The following is a 16,533-nucleotide window of genomic DNA, read 5'->3' on the forward strand; positions in this document are numbered from 1 at the left end:
CTAACTTAATCTTATATCTGAAACTGATGCACCTGTAGGAATCATAGGAAAAACATTATTTTCTTTTTCTACGCATACCTCTAAAAAGTACGGTTCTTTAGAAGCGATCATCTCTGAAATAGCTTCTTGTAAATCCTCTCGTTTTGTTACTCTTTTAGCTTCGATATGGTAACCTTTTGCAATGGTGACAAAATCAGGGTTTACCATTTCTGTGGAAGCATACCTCTTATCAAAAAATAATTGTTGCCACTGACGAACCATACCAAGAAAATCATTGTTTAATACAACAATTTTCACTGGCACTCTAGTTTGAAAAATAGTACCTAATTCTTGTATTGTCATTTGATAACCTCCATCACCGATAATAGCTACTACTTCTCTTTCTGGCGCACCCATTTTTGCTCCAATTGCAGCAGGTAATGCAAAGCCCATGGTACCTAATCCTCCTGAAGTAATATTACTTTTAGTCTTTGTAAATTCTGCATAGCGACATGCAATCATCTGATGCTGTCCAACATCTGAAACAATTACAGTATCACCTTTTGTTTCTTCATTAATGCCTCTTAATACTTCACCCATAGAAAGACTATCTTTAGTAGGATGTAACTCCTCCTTAATAACTTTATCGTATTCTATAGTATCATAATCCTTGAACTCCTGAACCCAAGCATCATGGGAATTAGGTTCTATTAAAGGCATTAATTTGGATAACGTTTTTTTAACATTTCCCATTACAGCTACATCAGCATATACATTTTTATTTACTTCTGCAGGATCTATTTCAAAATGGATAACTTTAGCTTGTTTTGCATAGGTTTCTAAGTTACCTGTTACTCTATCATCAAAACGCATTCCTATGGCCAATAATAAATCACATTCATTAGTTAATTTATTTGGTCCGTAATTACCATGCATACCAACCATTCCCACATTTAAAGGATGCATCGTTGGTAGTGCAGATAGTCCTAAAATTGTCCATGCTGCAGGAATACCTGTTTTTTCTATAAAGTTCTTGAGTTCTTCTTCTGCCTCGCCTAGAATTACTCCTTGCCCAAAAACAATCATTGGTTTTTTAGCGTTTCTTATCAATTCGGCTGCTTCTTCTAGGCTCTTAGGATCTGTTTCAGGAACTGGTTTATAACTTCGGACTCCTTTACATTTTTCATATTCAAAATCCAACTCTCCAAACTGAGCATCTTTAGTAATATCAATTAACACAGGACCTGGACGACCTGAGCGTGCTATATAAAAAGCTTTGGCAATTACTTCAGGGATATCTTCAGCTTTCGTTACTTGACAATTCCATTTGGTAATTGGTGTAGAGATTCCGATAATATCTGTTTCTTGAAAAGCATCTGTACCTAGTAAATGAGAGCCTACTTGTCCTGTGATGCATACCATTGGTGTAGAATCAATTTGAGCATCTGCAATACCTGTAACAAAATTAGTAGCTCCAGGTCCGGAAGTTGCTATTGCTACCCCTACTTTACCACTAGTTCTGGCATACCCTTGCGCCGCGTGTGTAGCGCCTTGTTCGTGCCTTGTTAAGATATGTCGCAATTGATCTTGAAACTTATATAACTCATCATACACAGGCATAATAGCCCCACCTGGATATCCATAGATCAAATCTACTCCTTCTGCTAGCAAACATCTAATTACCGCTTCTGCTCCAGTCATTTTCTTTGTTGTTGCTATGGTTTCCTTTTTTATTGTCTGCGTTTGTGTTTCCATACGCTTTTTTTATTTGAGGCCAGATTCATAAAACTATGAGTCTAGACTTTTTTTTGATTTCTTTTTCTATCTATAAAGTTTAGAAGGAAAACTTATTTTTAAAATTCATCTGTTACACATCCTTTAGATGCAGATGAAACTGTGTTCGCATATTTATACAATACACCTTTACTAAATTTTAGTTCTGGTTGTACCCATAATGCTTTTCTTTTTTCAATTTCCTTCGTATCAACATCTACTGTTATTGAGTTGGTTTCTGCATCTATAGTAATTATATCTCCATTTTTAACTAAACCAATCAATCCTCCTTCTTGTGCTTCAGGAGTAATATGTCCCACAACGAAACCATGTGTTCCTCCTGAAAATCTTCCATCGGTTATCAAAGCCACATCTTTTCCTAAACCTGCTCCCATAATGGCAGCTGTTGGCTTTAACATTTCTGGCATACCAGGACCTCCTTTGGGTCCTTCATATCGAATGACGACGACATCTCCTTTCTGCACTTGTCCTTCTCTAATACCTTTGTTTGCCTCATATTCACCTTCAAAGACCTTAGCCTTACCTTGAAAACGTAATCCTTCTTTACCAGTAATTTTTGCAACGCAACCTTCTTCTGCCAGGTTACCAAACATAATTCTAAGATGACCAGTTTGCTTTATTGGATTTTCTAGTGGTTTTATGACTTCTTGACCTTCTGTCAAATCTTCTACTTCTAACAAATTTTCTGCTAGTGTTTTTCCTGTGACTGTTAGGCAATCCCCATGTAACAATCCTTTTACTAATAAATATTTTAATACCGCAGGGATTCCTCCTACTTCATGAACATCTTCCATCAAATATTTACCACTTGGTTTTAAATCCGCCAAGAAGGGTGTTTCATCACTAATTCTTTGAAAATCTGCAAGTGTAAACTCTACATCGGCAGCTCTTGCAATGGCTAAAAAGTGCAAAACTGCGTTGGTAGAACCACCAAGAACAGTTACTAATCGTATAGCATTTTCTAAAGATTTTCTTGTTACGATATCTTTAGGTTTAATATCTTTTTCCAGAAGTACTCTCATCGCTCTACCTGCTGCGATACTCTCTTCTTCTTTATTTTTACTAATTGCAGGGTTTGAAGAGTTAAACGGCAATGACATACCCAATGCTTCTATTGCAGAAGCCATTGTATTGGCAGTATACATCCCACCACAAGCTCCGGCTCCAGGAACTGATTTTTTAATTACTGATTTATATTCACTATTTTCCATAGTACCAGCAACTTTTTCTCCCCATGCTTCAAAAGCTGAAACTATATCAAGTTTTTTTCCATTATGACAACCAGAAGCTATTGTACCCCCATACACCAATATTGAAGGCCGATTTAATCTCAACATAGCCATTAAAGCTCCCGGCATATTTTTATCACACCCCACTACGGTCACCATTCCATCATAAGACATGGCTTGAACTACGGTTTCCATAGAATCTGCAATAACATCTCTTGATGGCAATGAAAAACGCATTCCGGGTGTACCCATTGAAATTCCATCACTTACTCCTATAGTATTAAAAATTAAACCCACTACATCTTCTTCTAGGGTTCCTTTTTTAACCAATTTGGCAAGATCATTAAGATGCATATTACAAGGATTACCTTCATAACCAGTACTAGCAATACCAACCAAAGGCTTTTCAAAATCTTCTTCGGTAAGACCAATAGCATGCAACATAGCTTGTGCTGCAGGCTGTGTATCATCTTGCGTAACTTGTTTACTATATTTATTTATATTCATTCTTTCTGAATGTATTTATTTTATTAATTATTCAATAATTTAACTATTTCACCTACATATTCGCATTTAAATAAAATCCGACAGTATAAAATTATTTTGTTGTGGCTAAAGTGACATTTATAATTCAACCTCCTTACAATATCCAACATAACACCATTCACCTTTTAACATTGATTTACAGATACTTATACTCTTTTTATTTACAATCACTATTTGTTAATTTTTATTAAACATTATTTTAGATCAAAAAAAATCCCTTCAAAAACTTGAAGGGATCTATAAATTTTAAATTGCATCATTATCCCTCCTTTATGATGAGTTAATCACCACAATACTAATGACATTAATAATTACACAATTAAACATATTCATAATTCGGTTTTAAAAACAGATTCTTTATCTTATTTTAATTTTCGATAAAATTCATAACCAAACCCTATTTTTTATAAGAATTTCGTAATAACGATTTTAAAAATACGGTAACAAAAAAAATCCCTTTACATTATGCAAAGGGATTTATATGATATCTCTAAAATCATCAACGTCCCTTATCAAGGCGAAATAATCACCTCAATACTAATGACACTAATGATATTTTTATCTAAATTTCTCATTCCAGACTCCAAATATAAAAAAGTTTTAAAAAACAAACCCCTATACTTTGAATAATTTATTTTTCATACAATAAATCACTAGTCCGACTCTGGTTTTTACTTCTAGTTTTCTAAAAACTGTTTCTCTATAGTTTTCTATCGTTTTTGGACTTAAGCCCATTTCTCCCGCTATATCTTTATAGGTAAGTTCTGAACAGGCTAACTTTAAAAATCCTCTTTCTTTATCTGTTAAACGCTCATGAAATTCTACACTACCGCCTCCTTCTTCAAAATGTCTTAAGGCATTCTCTATTTTACCAGAATAATAAAATCCTTGCTCGATAACCATTTTCATAGCGAATTCAAAATTCTCAGGATGTATATCTTTTAACAAATACCCTTTGGCTCCTGCCCGAATCATCTTAATAATAGTATCCTCATCATCCTCCATTGTTAACGCTAATACTTTTTGTTCGGATCTATGCTCTTTGAGCCATTGCATTGTTTGAACACCATCCATGACTGGCATCTTAACATCTAAAAGAATAAGATCTGGTACTTTACGTTTATGCTTGTAATACTGAGTAAGTTCTTTTCCGTTTTTTAGAATCGCAAGAACCTCGTATTCTTCAAGTTTTGATATCAAACTTTCTAATGACTGTGCAAATAAAAGATGATCATCAACAATAACTATGGTCTTTTTTTTCATGTGTTGTTTTTATTTTTTTCAATGGTCACATGGAATCTTTGATAGTTAAAATAATTCTTTTTTATCTATCTAAAAAATTATTTTAATTATGTCGGTTTCATTTACCCCTTTTTAATCCAACTTTAATTCTTAATTGGATAGGACAAGGTAAGTAAAACTCCTTTATTGGGAGCAGAAGTATATTCATATTTTGCTTTAAGCAGAGCAGCACGGCTTTTCATATTTAATAAACCAGAGCTCGCTTCTACGGTATTCATATCAAATCCAACCCCGTCATCCTGAATCTTTATATGTAAATATTCTTCTGTATATTCTAATTCGACATCCAGATTTGATGCCTCTGCATATTTAATAGTATTTGAAAAAAACTCTTGTATGATTCGGTACAATATAATCTCATCTTTAGGATCGATATGTTCTTCTTCTCCTTTTATGGTTAAGGTTGGCGTTAAAAAGTTAAGCTTTTTAAAGCGCTTGAGTTCTACTCTAATAGATTTTTCTAGACCTACATTCTCGATTACCTCATGATTTAAGGTTTTAGATAAATTTCGAATCTCTTGAAGACTATCCCCCACTAGACTACGTATATCTTGTAATCCATCGGCTGTTTTTTTATCTATAGACGTACCTAGTATATTAATTTGCATCACTGCGGTAGACAACAACTGACCAATATTATCATGTAACTCCCAACTCACATTTTTTAACGCTTGCTCTTGAATCTCTATTCGAGATTTAAATATCTCATCTTCAAAACGTTGTTCTGCTTTTAATTTTTCAAAAATTAATTTGTTTTTTCGACGTTGAAAGGCAATAAAGAATATGATACCAAAAACTATAAAAAATAAAATAATTATAGTAAAATAAATTATTAGTAAGATTTGTTCTTTTTCAAGCATACTACAAAACCAATTGAATAGCAAGTATACATAAAAATATTTGTTGCCGTAAGAATATATCTATAAACCTCTACAAATTCTGGGTTTTTAGGATCATAATAAGATTGATAAATTGCGATAGGATTTAAAATCAAATTAAATACTAATAGGCCTATTGAAACATAAAACGGAAAACTTTTATAAAAATCCAAAATCAAATCACTTTGCAATAATTGATAGTAATAATAAGAAATTACCAAAATTAGTATCAATGTTCCAATAATAAAGTTTGCGTAGGAATTATTTTCAAAAGAAAATTCAGGAAAAAACAAATTTAAAATTGATCCAATAATATAAATCATTATAAGGTATTTACTCATTTTTTTTAGCTTAATATTATCAAAAAGAGAAATAAAGAAAAAACAATAAAATGAGTAGCTTATAATATCATATACATTATAAATCCATGTGTTTTTCACGAATATGGTATTTTTTAAACCCGAGAAAAAATCAAGATAATGTATACAAGTTGGAAGCCAACCGAATACAATTTCTATAAAAACTGTAAACCATAAAAAAATAACAAAATACCGAAACAAATAATTTGCTCGGTATTTTATCAAAAAAATTGTACCAACAACAGCAGCGATAATCTCAAAAAAATTGATGATTATTTGGGTTATTACAACAAGTTTATACATTAATAAATTGCTGGAGGGTTATCGTTACCACCTCTATTATAAGGCGCTATCGTATAATTATTCTCTGGACTATCACCATCTTTTCCTGCCCCTGCAGGTGATCCAGTTGGCGCTAAAAAAGCAGTAGCATATCCTCTATCCATTTTGCATTGTTCTTTTGGATATGCCCCAAAATATATTCTGATTCCGGGATTCTTAATCCCTTGCTTTTTTGATTGTTTTTTTACATACTTTAAATATTTTCTTAGTTCTTTAACACTCCAATGAAACTCCCTTGCATCTTCAAACCCCAAACATTTATCAATTTCTGGTGTTCTGGTATCGCACCATACTTTTTGCAATTCTTTTGCTTCTTCAACACTAATACATTTTTCTGGTATCTTTTTTCCCATAACTATACTTTATTTTAGGTTAACTCTTGCTAATATATTCAAAAAGTACTCTTTAAAACAAATGGCACCACCCTTTTATAAAAGCAAATAAGGTTAAACCGCAATATATAAGCGTTAATTATCAAGATATTAAAGAGATATAAAAATTACCAAAAATTTTAACACAGGGGATTTTCCCCCTGTATATAAAAGGGGTATTTCCCCCTATATGATGAAGTAATTCAAACTTTTTTTAATTCGATATAAAATGTCCTTTTTCGATAAAATCAAAAAAGTTTAAATCACTTCGATACAACAGAATACATCCTTTATTCTTCTACTAACTGGAACTTGCACTTTTCTCCTCTTCTTTTTTGCGCAATTATATCTATTGCTTTATTACTTAATTGCAATACCCTTGGATAACCACCTGTAGTTTGGCAATCTCTCATTAAAACAATTAATTTACCAGAAGGGGTCAACTGCAACGTACCTGGTAAAACAGGAGAAGTAAGCATTGAGGGTAATGTGTTTTTTAATTTCTCTATTAATTGTATAGCCATACGATTAGCTTGATCAGATATTGTAAACTCAGAATTTAAAAGCACTTCCTTTTGAACACTTGTTAATTGATCAAATTCGGCTCCTTTATACACCATTAATTTATCATGATCATCAAAATAAGACGCATCAGAAATCGAAGAAAATGACATTACAGATTTTTCATCCTTTTGGTATGCCATTTCATCATCTTTTGACAATATAGGTGATGATGTTATTGATTTAAAAAAAGACCTACTTCCTAATCGAACATCTGAAAGAAAACCATTTCTTATTCCTACATATCCATATTTTTTATTCTTACAAAAATTTGAAGAAAAAACATCTCCTTTTTTTACAAATATCCTGCTATACATTTTTACGGGAACACCATTCAAAAAGCACTCTGTAAAAGCACCTGTAATACTTATACTAGTGGGGGCAGAAAATTTTAAAACAGGAGCTTGAAACACCCACTCTATACAAGCATCATTTTCTTGATTTCCCAGAAGAGCATTTGCCAACCTAAATGAAGTTTTATCCATAGCACCACTTCTTGGAACACCAAATTTCGAAAACCCTAAACGACCTTCATCTTGAATGGTAGAAAAAAAACCTGATTCTAAAACTTCAACTTCTCCCATTACAACTCTATTGGATTTAAAGAAAACATATCGTTAAAAATTTGAGTTCTGATATCGTTATATTCTGATTCTTCAACAGACATAAACTGAATTAGATCATTGGGCTCTACAAAACAAGGAGCGTCTTTTTTAAGATCAAAAAAATCAATTGGCGAACGACCAATCACGTGCCACCCACCAGGACTATCAGACGGATAAACACCTGTTTGATTACCACCTATAGCGACAGAACCTTTAGCAACTTTTAAAGCCGGTGTTGTTTTTCTAGGTAAATTCAACTTTTCGTTCAAACCTCCCAAATAAAAAAATCCTGGTAGAAATCCCAAAAAATAAACTCTATATAATGGAGTAGTGTGCAATACGATTAATTCATCAATCGTCAAGGCTTTAGCTTTTAAAAACGAACCAAGATCAGGAGCAAGTTTCAAAGAATAACAAACAGGAATTTTCCAGAGTCTATTTTTTTGCATCAAAACATCATTAATAGACAAATACAACTCTTTTAGATCAAAAATCTTACTATAAACATTCTCTATAGTTCTATTATAATAAATTAGTAACGAGTTATATGCTGAAATTACCTCAACAATCTCTTTAATATAAATACGTTCTATATTTTTCTTAAACAAAAGGAGGTCTTGAAGTATATTTTCATCGATCTGTGATGGCCATTCTATTAAAATAGCACTTTCTGAATATCTTTTATATTGTAAATCATACTTCATTTTATTCATTTAAAAGTAAAATTCAATTCAGAAAATTTTTTATAAAGATGTTCTAAAATCGAAACAGAATTTGGATTATCACCATGTACGCATATCGTATCAAAAAAAACAGAACGCTCCTCTCCTTTTAAAGTTTTTATTTTGCTATCCAAAACCATTTTCGAAACATGTTCAAATACTTCTTTAGGTTTTTTAAGCACCGCATTTTTATTAGAACGCGAAACCAACGTTAAATCTTCATTATAATTACGATCGGCAAAAACTTCATTTTTCACCATCAAAAGATCTTTACAAACATACGATAATTTAGAGTTTTCTTGCGTTATAACAGATAAACTTTTATCAATATTTTTGACTGATTCTAAAACAGCCTGTGCTCTTTCATTATTTTTAAACACATCATTATAAAGTGCTCCATGAGGTTTAACATGATGTAATTTACCTCCTGCTTGTTCAACATAAAATTTCACTTTTTTAATCTGACTTGTTACTGTACTAACCAAATCATTATATGATATATCTAAACTTACTCTTCCGAAATTTTCACGATCAGGGTATGATGGATGTGCTCCAATTTTTACATTATGCTTCATAGCGAGCTTTATAGTTTTTTGAATAATAACATCGTTACCAGCATGACTCCCACATGAGATATTACACCATGATATAAACGGCATTATTTCGGCATCAAAACCTGCTTCTTCTCCAACATCTGCATTAAATATTATTCGCTTCATTTCCTACAAATTAAAAACAAAAAACTTACAAGTTGATTATCACTTTCCAAATACTCCTAAATCCTAAAAAAATCATAGCAAGAAGAATTAAAAAACCTACTATATTTTGGAACAATGAATTTGTATATATTCCTAATATTCTCTTTCTATTCATAACCCATAAAAGGAAGCCTGCGATAATAGGTAACAGAAGTCCATTTGCAACTTGCGCAAACTGGATAATGGTGATAGATTTTATCCCAAGAGATGAAAACACAACACCTAAAAAAAGAATAAACATCCATACTAATCTAAACTTCATACTACGCATATCACCTTGCCACCCCAAACATCCTTTTACAACATAAGCTGCTGCTAAAGGAGCGGTAATTGCAGATGTAATACCAGCTGCAAAAAGACCTGTAGAAAGCACATATTTTGCTGCAGATCCAAAGACTGGTTCTAAACTTTTCGCCAAATCCCCAGCACTATTTATTTCTATGTTCTGAATTGCAGCACCAGAAACGATTATTGCCATAGACATTATTCCACCAAGAACAACAGCAATAACAGTATCTTTTTGAGCAAAAGGTAATTCTTTTGGACTATGCCACTTTTCTTTCACCAAAGAAGCGTGTAAAAATAGATTATAAGGTACTACTGTTGTACCTACTAACCCAATTATCATGATTAACTTTTCAGATGAAAAGTCTGGGACGAACCCCTTAGCTATTAGAGATAAATCTGGTTTAGTGACTATAGCAGTAACTATAAATGCTAAGCTCATAAACAGTACTAATACTATTAAACTACGCTCTAACACTTTATAATTCCCTATATACAATAAACAAAACGCTATAACACCTATAATCAAACTTAAATAATTAAAAGAAAGTCCCCCTAATGTAATTGTCGGATCCTTAAAAATAGTAGATAGCCCCAATACTCCGCCACTTATGTTACCTGCTTCATAAGCTGCATTACCAATAAAAATTGCGGATATTATAATGATAATAAGTATTGATCTTACAAATTTGTTTTCAAACTGGGATTTGAGAACTGCGCTAAGTCCATTTTGGGTTATCACCCCTAATCTAGCCGCCATTTCTTGTAATACTACACAGGCTATAATAGAAAGCAGCATCGCCCATAGTAATGTATATCCAAATTTAACCCCAGCCAATGTACATACAGTAACGGTACCAGGGCCAATAAAAGCTGCTGTGACCAATGTAGCTGGTCCGATATTAGAAAACCACTTTTTCATTTATTTTGAAGTATTATCTAATGCATAAATAGCAAAGGAACCTAGCCAATGCCCTCCTTCGTAGCTATCCCCTACTAGATTAGGTAAAGAATATGATATATGAGTATTGGCTACATAAAAAAGATGATCATATTCTTTATACTGCTTTGCTAATCCATACAGTACCCATGCTCTACTAAAGTTTAGACCATCTAGGTGTACTAGCTTTCCATCTGTTCGATCAGATACTTTTCCTACTTCTAAATTAAAATCTCTGGCAATTAATTGAGGCATAAATAAAGTAATCCATTCATTAAACTCTTCTTGTTTTAGCACCCTTCTCATTAGATCAATCTCTTCTAAACAAGGAGATAAGAAATCATATCCACTCGGCTCCCAACCTATTGGACAACCTTGATCATTTTTATAAAATGCTCTGGCTCTGGTTTCGATACTTTTCTTTAACTGTTCGTTTTTTAGTCTAACAGCGTAATCCCAAGCAAATGACAACCCAAATGCTGTATTGGTGTGTTCTCCTACTCTAATGGGATAATTGAGCTTAGGTAAGAAGTCTATATATTTTTGAACAATGAGGTCGGTTAAAGGCTTCATATTACCTTCTAACTCCTTTGCCAAAGGATCATCCCAGGTATGTAGTTCTTCTGCTAGTTTAAGCACCCAAGCCCAACCATATGTTCTCTCAAAAGACGTATTGTGCTTATCTGCAAAATATGCTACTTCTATTTCTATATTTGCTTTCGATATATTTCGGAGTAATTTGGCTCTTGCTTCTTTACCTTTTTCAAGGTTTGGAAAACGTTTTAAAAGTTTTACCAATGACCAATGACCATGAACCGAAGAGTGCCAATCAAAACAACCATAAAATGTAGGATGTAACTCTTTAGGTTCTCCTAGGTTTTCTTTACCCCCTAATGTTTGATTAAGTTTATTAGGGTACTCTACTTGTAAACAAGCTAAGGGCAAACTGGCTAAGGCATTAGCTTGTTTAAGAGTAAGCTGCAAAGGCTTTTGAATGGGATTTTCTTTTACCTCTTTAACAACCTCTTCTTTTACTGGTTTTTTTTTGGTATTTGTCGTCTTGTTACAACTAAAAAAAGCGAGTATCGAAATCAGAAAGATTGTTCTATTCATAATCAATATTTAAATTTAAGAATATGTATGTTCCTAAAAATATTGAATTCCTTATGGAAAGTAAATGGATTGTTAATAAGAACATTGAATAGTTTATAAATTCTTATTCGAGAAGCAGTTTAAACGGGGGCAACAAAAAAGAGGCATGAAATATAACTCATGCCTCTTTCTTTAAATCATTTTGATAAACCAGCTACGGTTTAACATCTTTAAGTGTTACCTCGTTTCCTTCTTTATCTAATAGTAACACCTCATCAAATCCTGCATTTTTAAATTGCTTAAATTGAGTAGCGGCGTCTCCAACTAATACATATGCCATTTTAGTTTCATCAAGGTATTTATTTGCTAACGCCTTATGTTGCTCTAGCGTCATACTTTCAATTATTTTTTCTTCTTTGCTAATATAATCAGGAGCAAAACCATATCGGCCAACAGTTTGTAACATTCCCAAAAGCGCTCTCTGGGTTTCAAACCTACGTGCATTTGATTTGATCAATGCATTTTTAGTAAATTTTAAATCATCTTCTGAAATACCACTTTTATATTTTTCTATTTCATCTTTAAAAATCTTAACAGATTCAAAAGTAGTATTTGTTCGAACACTTGAAGAAGCGGTAAAAGGACCTGGTATTTCACTACCTCTAAATCCTGATCTTGCCCCATAGGTATACCCTTTTTCTTCTCGAAGAATTAAATTCACGTTTCCAGAAAAAGACCCTCCTAATTTATAATTCATTACAGTAGCTGGAAAGTAATCTTTATCTGTACGAGCCATAGATAAGTATCCTATATTAATTACTGATTGCTTAGCATTAGGGATATCAACAAAATAAAGTGATGACTTATCTCTTTTAGTTGCAATTTCATACGTTGGCATTTTGACTTCTTTACTTGCCCATTTACTTTCTAAATTTTTAAGTGATGCAAGTGCTTTAGTTTGATCAATATCCCCTACAATATGAAATCGACTAATAGATGGAGAAAAGTTATTTGTATAGAATTGTTTTAAATCATCAATAGTGATTGCTTCAACAGAAGCAACAGTACCAGTTGTTGGATATGCTAACATATGCTTTTCACCATACAAAAGTTTGCTGTATACATTTCTAGCCACTGTATTAGGATCGGCTGCAGATCTTTTAATTCCATTTATGGTTTTAGTTTTTATTCTACCAAATTCTTCTTCATCCCATCGTGGTTCTAACAATATTTCCTCTACCAAATCAATAGTTTTACTTAGATTACGTACTAAGGTATTTCCTCTAATCACAATAGATTCATTTGTTGTAAACATATTAATTGAGGCTCCAAGCAGCTCTATTTCTTCTTCTAATTGTTCTGGGGTTTTTGTAGCTGTACCTTCCATCATAATATCGGTCATTAGATTTGCAACCCCTATTTTATCAAAAGAATCCAATAAGTGTCCTCCAGGAATTGTTAAACTAAAATTAACCAAGGGCAATTCGTTTTGTTGGATACCATAGACTTTCATGCCGTTAGACAATGAAGCATTCCATGATTTAGGGATATTAAGTTTCGGAGCTTCTCCTTCTGCAGGAGCTACAGAGCGGTCAAAAGCTGATGGTGTTTTTTCAACTTCTACTTTAGTTTCTGCAACAGCTTCTTCTACATTTTCCTTAATCTTTTCTTCTACTACCGCAGCTATTTGCGAATCATTAGCAGCCAACTCAGGTTTCCCTTTGGGAACAAAACTAGTTACCACATAAGGTTTATCTTTTATATATTTATTATATACCCTTATAACATCATCTTTTGTAACCGCTTTAATGTTTTCTATGTCTTGTGTAATAAAGCCAGGATCTCCAGCAAAAACATTATACTGTGCGAGTTGAAATGATTTTCCTAATACACTACTAATACCATTATAAAATTGCGTTTCTAAACCTGCCTTTATTCGTTCTATATCAACATCTGTAATACCTTCTTCTTCGAATTTTTTAAATGCTTCAAAAACTCCAGCTTCAACATCTGCAAGGTTTTTACCTTCGTTTGCGGTTATATTGATCCTAAATTTCCCAGCAATCTCCATAGATCTGTTCCACGCATCAGTTTTAGAGGTTAATTCTTTTTCTTTAACTAAAACTTTATATAAAGCAGCTTTTTTACCGTCGGATAGTAATTGTCCTAAAAAATCTAGAGCATAGGCATCATCTGTATATTGTTCTACGGTTGGCCAAACCATATTTAATTGAGCAGTAGTCGCAAAATTATCTTCATGAGAAAATCTCTTCGTTTCTGATAATGTAACATTTTGCACTTTTAACTTCTCTACGGGTTGACGTTTTTTAATCTCTCCAAAATACTTTTGGATCATTGCTTTGGCCTTATCAGTTTCAAAATCCCCAGCTAATACCAAAGTAGCATTATTTGGTCCGTAATACTTATCATAAAATTCTTTTACATCCTCTACAGTAGCATTTTGAAGATCTACTAATTCTCCTATTACCTGCCAATTATACGGATGACCTTCGGGGAATATATTTTTATCAATTACCCAATTGGTATGACCATAAGGGTTATTATCAACTCGCTGTCTCTTTTCATTTTGTACAACTTCTTGCTGATTTTTAAACGCACTCTCTGTAACTGTATTGATTAAAAAGCCCATTCTATCAGATTCTAACCACATTACTGTTTCCATTGCATTTTTTGGTACCACTTCATAATATATAGTTCCATCTTGCCATGTACCACCATTAAGAGTCCCCCCTACATCTTGTATTTTTTTAAAAAATTGATCTTGGGCAACATTTTCTGATTCTTGAAACAGCATATGCTCAAACAAATGAGCAAAACCTGTTCTTCCGGTTTTCTCTCGATTAGAACCTACACCATATTGAATTGCAACTGAAACAATTGGATCAGATTTATCTTGATGCAATACTACTTGAAGGCCATTTTCGAGTTCATATTTTTCAAAATCGATAGAAAGTTTCCCTACTTCTTCAGTTTGAGGTTTTGATTCTGTCTCTTTTTTACACGAGACAACCCCTAAAAATAAAAAGAACATTACTAGAGGTAATATTCTGAAAACTTGAGTATTCATATTTTGGTTTTTTGATTAAACATTTAAAAGTAACCTAAGCTACTGATTATTAAACACGAAGTTTTCCTAAAAAAAAGTTAAAAATCTACCCCAACCACCCATCTCTATCTAGACTACGATATTGAATTGCTTCTGAAATGTGATCTCCTTGAATTGACGTCACCCCATCTAAATCAGCAATAGTTCTTGCCACTTTTAGGATTCGATCATATGCTCTTGCAGATAAGTTTAAACGCTCCATCGCCGTTTTTAGAAATTCTTTTGAATCTTTATCCAGTTTACAATATTCTCGCAACTGCTTTACTCCCATTTGGGCATTATAATGCGTCTTTTCTAATTTAGCAAAACGCTTTGTTTGTATATCTCTTGCCATTATCACTCTTTTTCGAATAATCACACTAGATTCTCCTTTACGTTCATCACTTAACTTATCAAAAGGTACAGGTGTAACCTCAATATGTATATCTATTCGATCTAGTAATGGCCCTGAAATTTTACTTAAGTACCGCTGCATTTCTGCTGGAGAAGAAGTTACCGGGGCATTTGGATCATTAAAGTACCCTCCCGGACTTGGATTCATACTAGCTACTAACATAAAACTTGAAGGATAAGTCACTGTAAATTTTGCTCTTGATATGGTAACTTCCCTATCTTCTAATGGTTGTCGCATTACTTCTAATACCTCTCTTTTAAATTCTGGTAGTTCATCAAGAAACAAAACCCCGTTATGCGATAAAGAAATTTCACCTGGTTGTGGGTAACTACCTCCCCCGACTAAAGCTACATTTGATATTGTATGATGAGGGCTTCTGAAAGGACGCTGAGCCATAAGCCCAATATTGTCTTTTACACGGCCAACGACACTATGTATTTTTGTCGTTTCTAAGGCTTCTTGCAATGACATAGGAGGCAAAATACTAGGTAATCTTTTGCTTAACATTGTTTTTCCACTTCCAGGAGGACCTACCAATATAATGTTATGACCTCCTGCCGCCGCGATTTCCATGCATCTCTTAATGCTTTCCTGGCCTTTTACATCAGCAAAATCAAATTCTGGATTATCCAACGCCTCATAAAATTCTTTACGAGTATCTATTACCGTTTCTTTTAATTCACCTTTTTCTTCAAAAAAATCAATTACTTCCTTAATGTTTTCTATTCCGTATACCTTAAGATTATCTACTATCCCTGCTTCTTTTGCATTTTGCTTAGGTAAAATAAATCCTTTAAACCCTTCTTCTCTTGCTTTTACAGCAATTGGCAATGCACCTTTAATAGGTTGTAAGCTGCCATCTAATGACAATTCTCCCATGATTAAGTATTCTGAAACATCTTCACCTTTGATTTGAGAGCTTGCAATAAGAATCCCTAATGCAAGGGTAAGATCATACGCCGATCCTTCTTTTCGTAAATCAGCCGGCGCCATATTAATTGTAATTTTCTTCCCTGGGAGTTTATAACCATTATTTTGTAATGCTGCGGCAATACGATAACTACTTTCTTTAATTGCACTATCCGGTAAACCGACAAGGTGATATCCTATTCCCTTATCAATATTAACCTCTACTGTGATTGTTGTAGCTTCTACTCCAAAAACAGCACTTCCAAAAACTTTTGTTAGCATAATCTTTATTTAAAGAAGTAAACATAAAGATCACGAGTTTCAAAAAATGAAACTGAAC

At 33.1% G+C, this 16,533-nt stretch carries 13 protein-coding genes; all 13 read right to left on the bottom strand.

The genetic code is table 11. The features are described from left to right. Positions 1 to 1,734: a biosynthetic-type acetolactate synthase large subunit gene (gene ilvB / locus AWE51_RS06485; RefSeq protein ID WP_066311208.1), complete on the bottom strand. Its 1,734-nt coding sequence runs from the start codon at positions 1,732 to 1,734 to the stop codon at positions 1 to 3. Positions 1,735 to 1,832: 98 nt separating this feature from the next. Then, positions 1,833 to 3,509, bottom strand: coding sequence for a dihydroxy-acid dehydratase (gene ilvD, locus AWE51_RS06490; protein ID WP_066311210.1), 1,677 nt, complete (start codon positions 3,507 to 3,509; stop codon positions 1,833 to 1,835). Between the two features lie 654 nt (positions 3,510 to 4,163). Next, positions 4,164 to 4,811 (bottom strand): response regulator, encoded by a 648-nt coding sequence (locus tag AWE51_RS06495; protein ID WP_066311212.1) that lies wholly within the window; start codon positions 4,809 to 4,811, stop codon positions 4,164 to 4,166. A gap of 122 nt (positions 4,812 to 4,933) precedes the next feature. Further along, positions 4,934 to 5,710, bottom strand: a complete 777-nt coding sequence (locus AWE51_RS06500; protein ID WP_066311213.1) for a sensor histidine kinase — start codon at positions 5,708 to 5,710, stop codon at positions 4,934 to 4,936. Beyond that, entirely contained in the window at positions 5,683 to 6,069 is a 387-nt protein-coding gene (locus AWE51_RS26405) for a hypothetical protein (protein WP_157766034.1), read from the bottom strand. Before AWE51_RS26405 ends, AWE51_RS06500 begins: the two co-directional genes overlap by 28 nt. Positions 6,070 to 6,389: 320 nt before the next feature. Beyond that, entirely contained in the window at positions 6,390 to 6,782 is a 393-nt protein-coding gene (locus AWE51_RS06510; RefSeq protein ID WP_066311222.1) for a hypothetical protein, read from the bottom strand. A 308-nt stretch (positions 6,783 to 7,090) separates the two neighbouring features. Further along, positions 7,091 to 7,945, bottom strand: coding sequence for a 5-oxoprolinase subunit C family protein (locus tag AWE51_RS06515; RefSeq protein ID WP_066311224.1), 855 nt, complete (start codon positions 7,943 to 7,945; stop codon positions 7,091 to 7,093). Further along, the gene (gene pxpB, locus AWE51_RS06520) at positions 7,945 to 8,670 is read right to left on the bottom strand and encodes a 5-oxoprolinase subunit PxpB (RefSeq protein WP_066311660.1); all 726 of its coding nucleotides are present in this window, start codon (positions 8,668 to 8,670) and stop codon (positions 7,945 to 7,947) included. The genes AWE51_RS06515 and pxpB overlap by 1 nt, the downstream gene beginning before the upstream one ends. A gap of 5 nt (positions 8,671 to 8,675) precedes the next feature. Then, positions 8,676 to 9,407: a 5-oxoprolinase subunit PxpA gene (gene pxpA, locus AWE51_RS06525; RefSeq protein ID WP_066311226.1), complete on the bottom strand. Its 732-nt coding sequence runs from the start codon at positions 9,405 to 9,407 to the stop codon at positions 8,676 to 8,678. A gap of 25 nt (positions 9,408 to 9,432) precedes the next feature. Continuing rightward, complete coding sequence (locus AWE51_RS06530) at positions 9,433 to 10,653, bottom strand: Nramp family divalent metal transporter (RefSeq protein WP_066311229.1); 1,221 nt, start codon at positions 10,651 to 10,653, stop codon at positions 9,433 to 9,435. Next, positions 10,654 to 11,784 (bottom strand): DUF2891 domain-containing protein, encoded by a 1,131-nt coding sequence (locus tag AWE51_RS06535; RefSeq protein WP_066311232.1) that lies wholly within the window; start codon positions 11,782 to 11,784, stop codon positions 10,654 to 10,656. A gap of 193 nt (positions 11,785 to 11,977) precedes the next feature. Further along, a complete protein-coding gene (locus AWE51_RS06540; protein ID WP_066311234.1) occupies positions 11,978 to 14,851 on the bottom strand; it encodes a M16 family metallopeptidase in 2,874 nt (957 codons plus the stop codon). An 85-nt stretch (positions 14,852 to 14,936) separates the two neighbouring features. Further along, positions 14,937 to 16,475: a YifB family Mg chelatase-like AAA ATPase gene (locus AWE51_RS06545; protein WP_066311238.1), complete on the bottom strand. Its 1,539-nt coding sequence runs from the start codon at positions 16,473 to 16,475 to the stop codon at positions 14,937 to 14,939. Positions 16,476 to 16,533 lie beyond the last annotated feature (58 nt).

The sequence above is a fragment of the Aquimarina aggregata genome, assembly GCF_001632745.1.
Lineage (GTDB): Bacteria > Bacteroidota > Bacteroidia > Flavobacteriales > Flavobacteriaceae > Aquimarina > Aquimarina aggregata.

Bases quoted from the DNA above. Each gene is read 5' to 3' on its own strand.
- pxpB (WP_066311660.1), bottom strand. From the start codon at position 8,670: ATGAAGTATGATTTACAATATAAAAGATATTCAGAAAGTGCTATTTTA.
- AWE51_RS06535 (WP_066311232.1), bottom strand. From the start codon at position 11,784: ATGAATAGAACAATCTTTCTGATTTCGATACTCGCTTTTTTTAGTTGT.
- AWE51_RS06540 (WP_066311234.1), bottom strand. From the start codon at position 14,851: ATGAATACTCAAGTTTTCAGAATATTACCTCTAGTAATGTTCTTTTTA.
- pxpA (WP_066311226.1), bottom strand. From the start codon at position 9,407: ATGAAGCGAATAATATTTAATGCAGATGTTGGAGAAGAAGCAGGTTTT.
- AWE51_RS06530 (WP_066311229.1), bottom strand. From the start codon at position 10,653: ATGAAAAAGTGGTTTTCTAATATCGGACCAGCTACATTGGTCACAGCA.
- AWE51_RS06495 (WP_066311212.1), bottom strand. From the start codon at position 4,811: ATGAAAAAAAAGACCATAGTTATTGTTGATGATCATCTTTTATTTGCA.
- AWE51_RS06515 (WP_066311224.1), bottom strand. From the start codon at position 7,945: ATGGGAGAAGTTGAAGTTTTAGAATCAGGTTTTTTTTCTACCATTCAA.
- AWE51_RS06500 (WP_066311213.1), bottom strand. From the start codon at position 5,710: ATGCTTGAAAAAGAACAAATCTTACTAATAATTTATTTTACTATAATT.
- ilvD (WP_066311210.1), bottom strand. From the start codon at position 3,509: ATGAATATAAATAAATATAGTAAACAAGTTACGCAAGATGATACACAG.
- AWE51_RS06545 (WP_066311238.1), bottom strand. From the start codon at position 16,475: ATGCTAACAAAAGTTTTTGGAAGTGCTGTTTTTGGAGTAGAAGCTACA.
- ilvB (WP_066311208.1), bottom strand. From the start codon at position 1,734: ATGGAAACACAAACGCAGACAATAAAAAAGGAAACCATAGCAACAACA.
- AWE51_RS26405 (WP_157766034.1), bottom strand. From the start codon at position 6,069: ATGAGTAAATACCTTATAATGATTTATATTATTGGATCAATTTTAAAT.
- AWE51_RS06510 (WP_066311222.1), bottom strand. From the start codon at position 6,782: ATGGGAAAAAAGATACCAGAAAAATGTATTAGTGTTGAAGAAGCAAAA.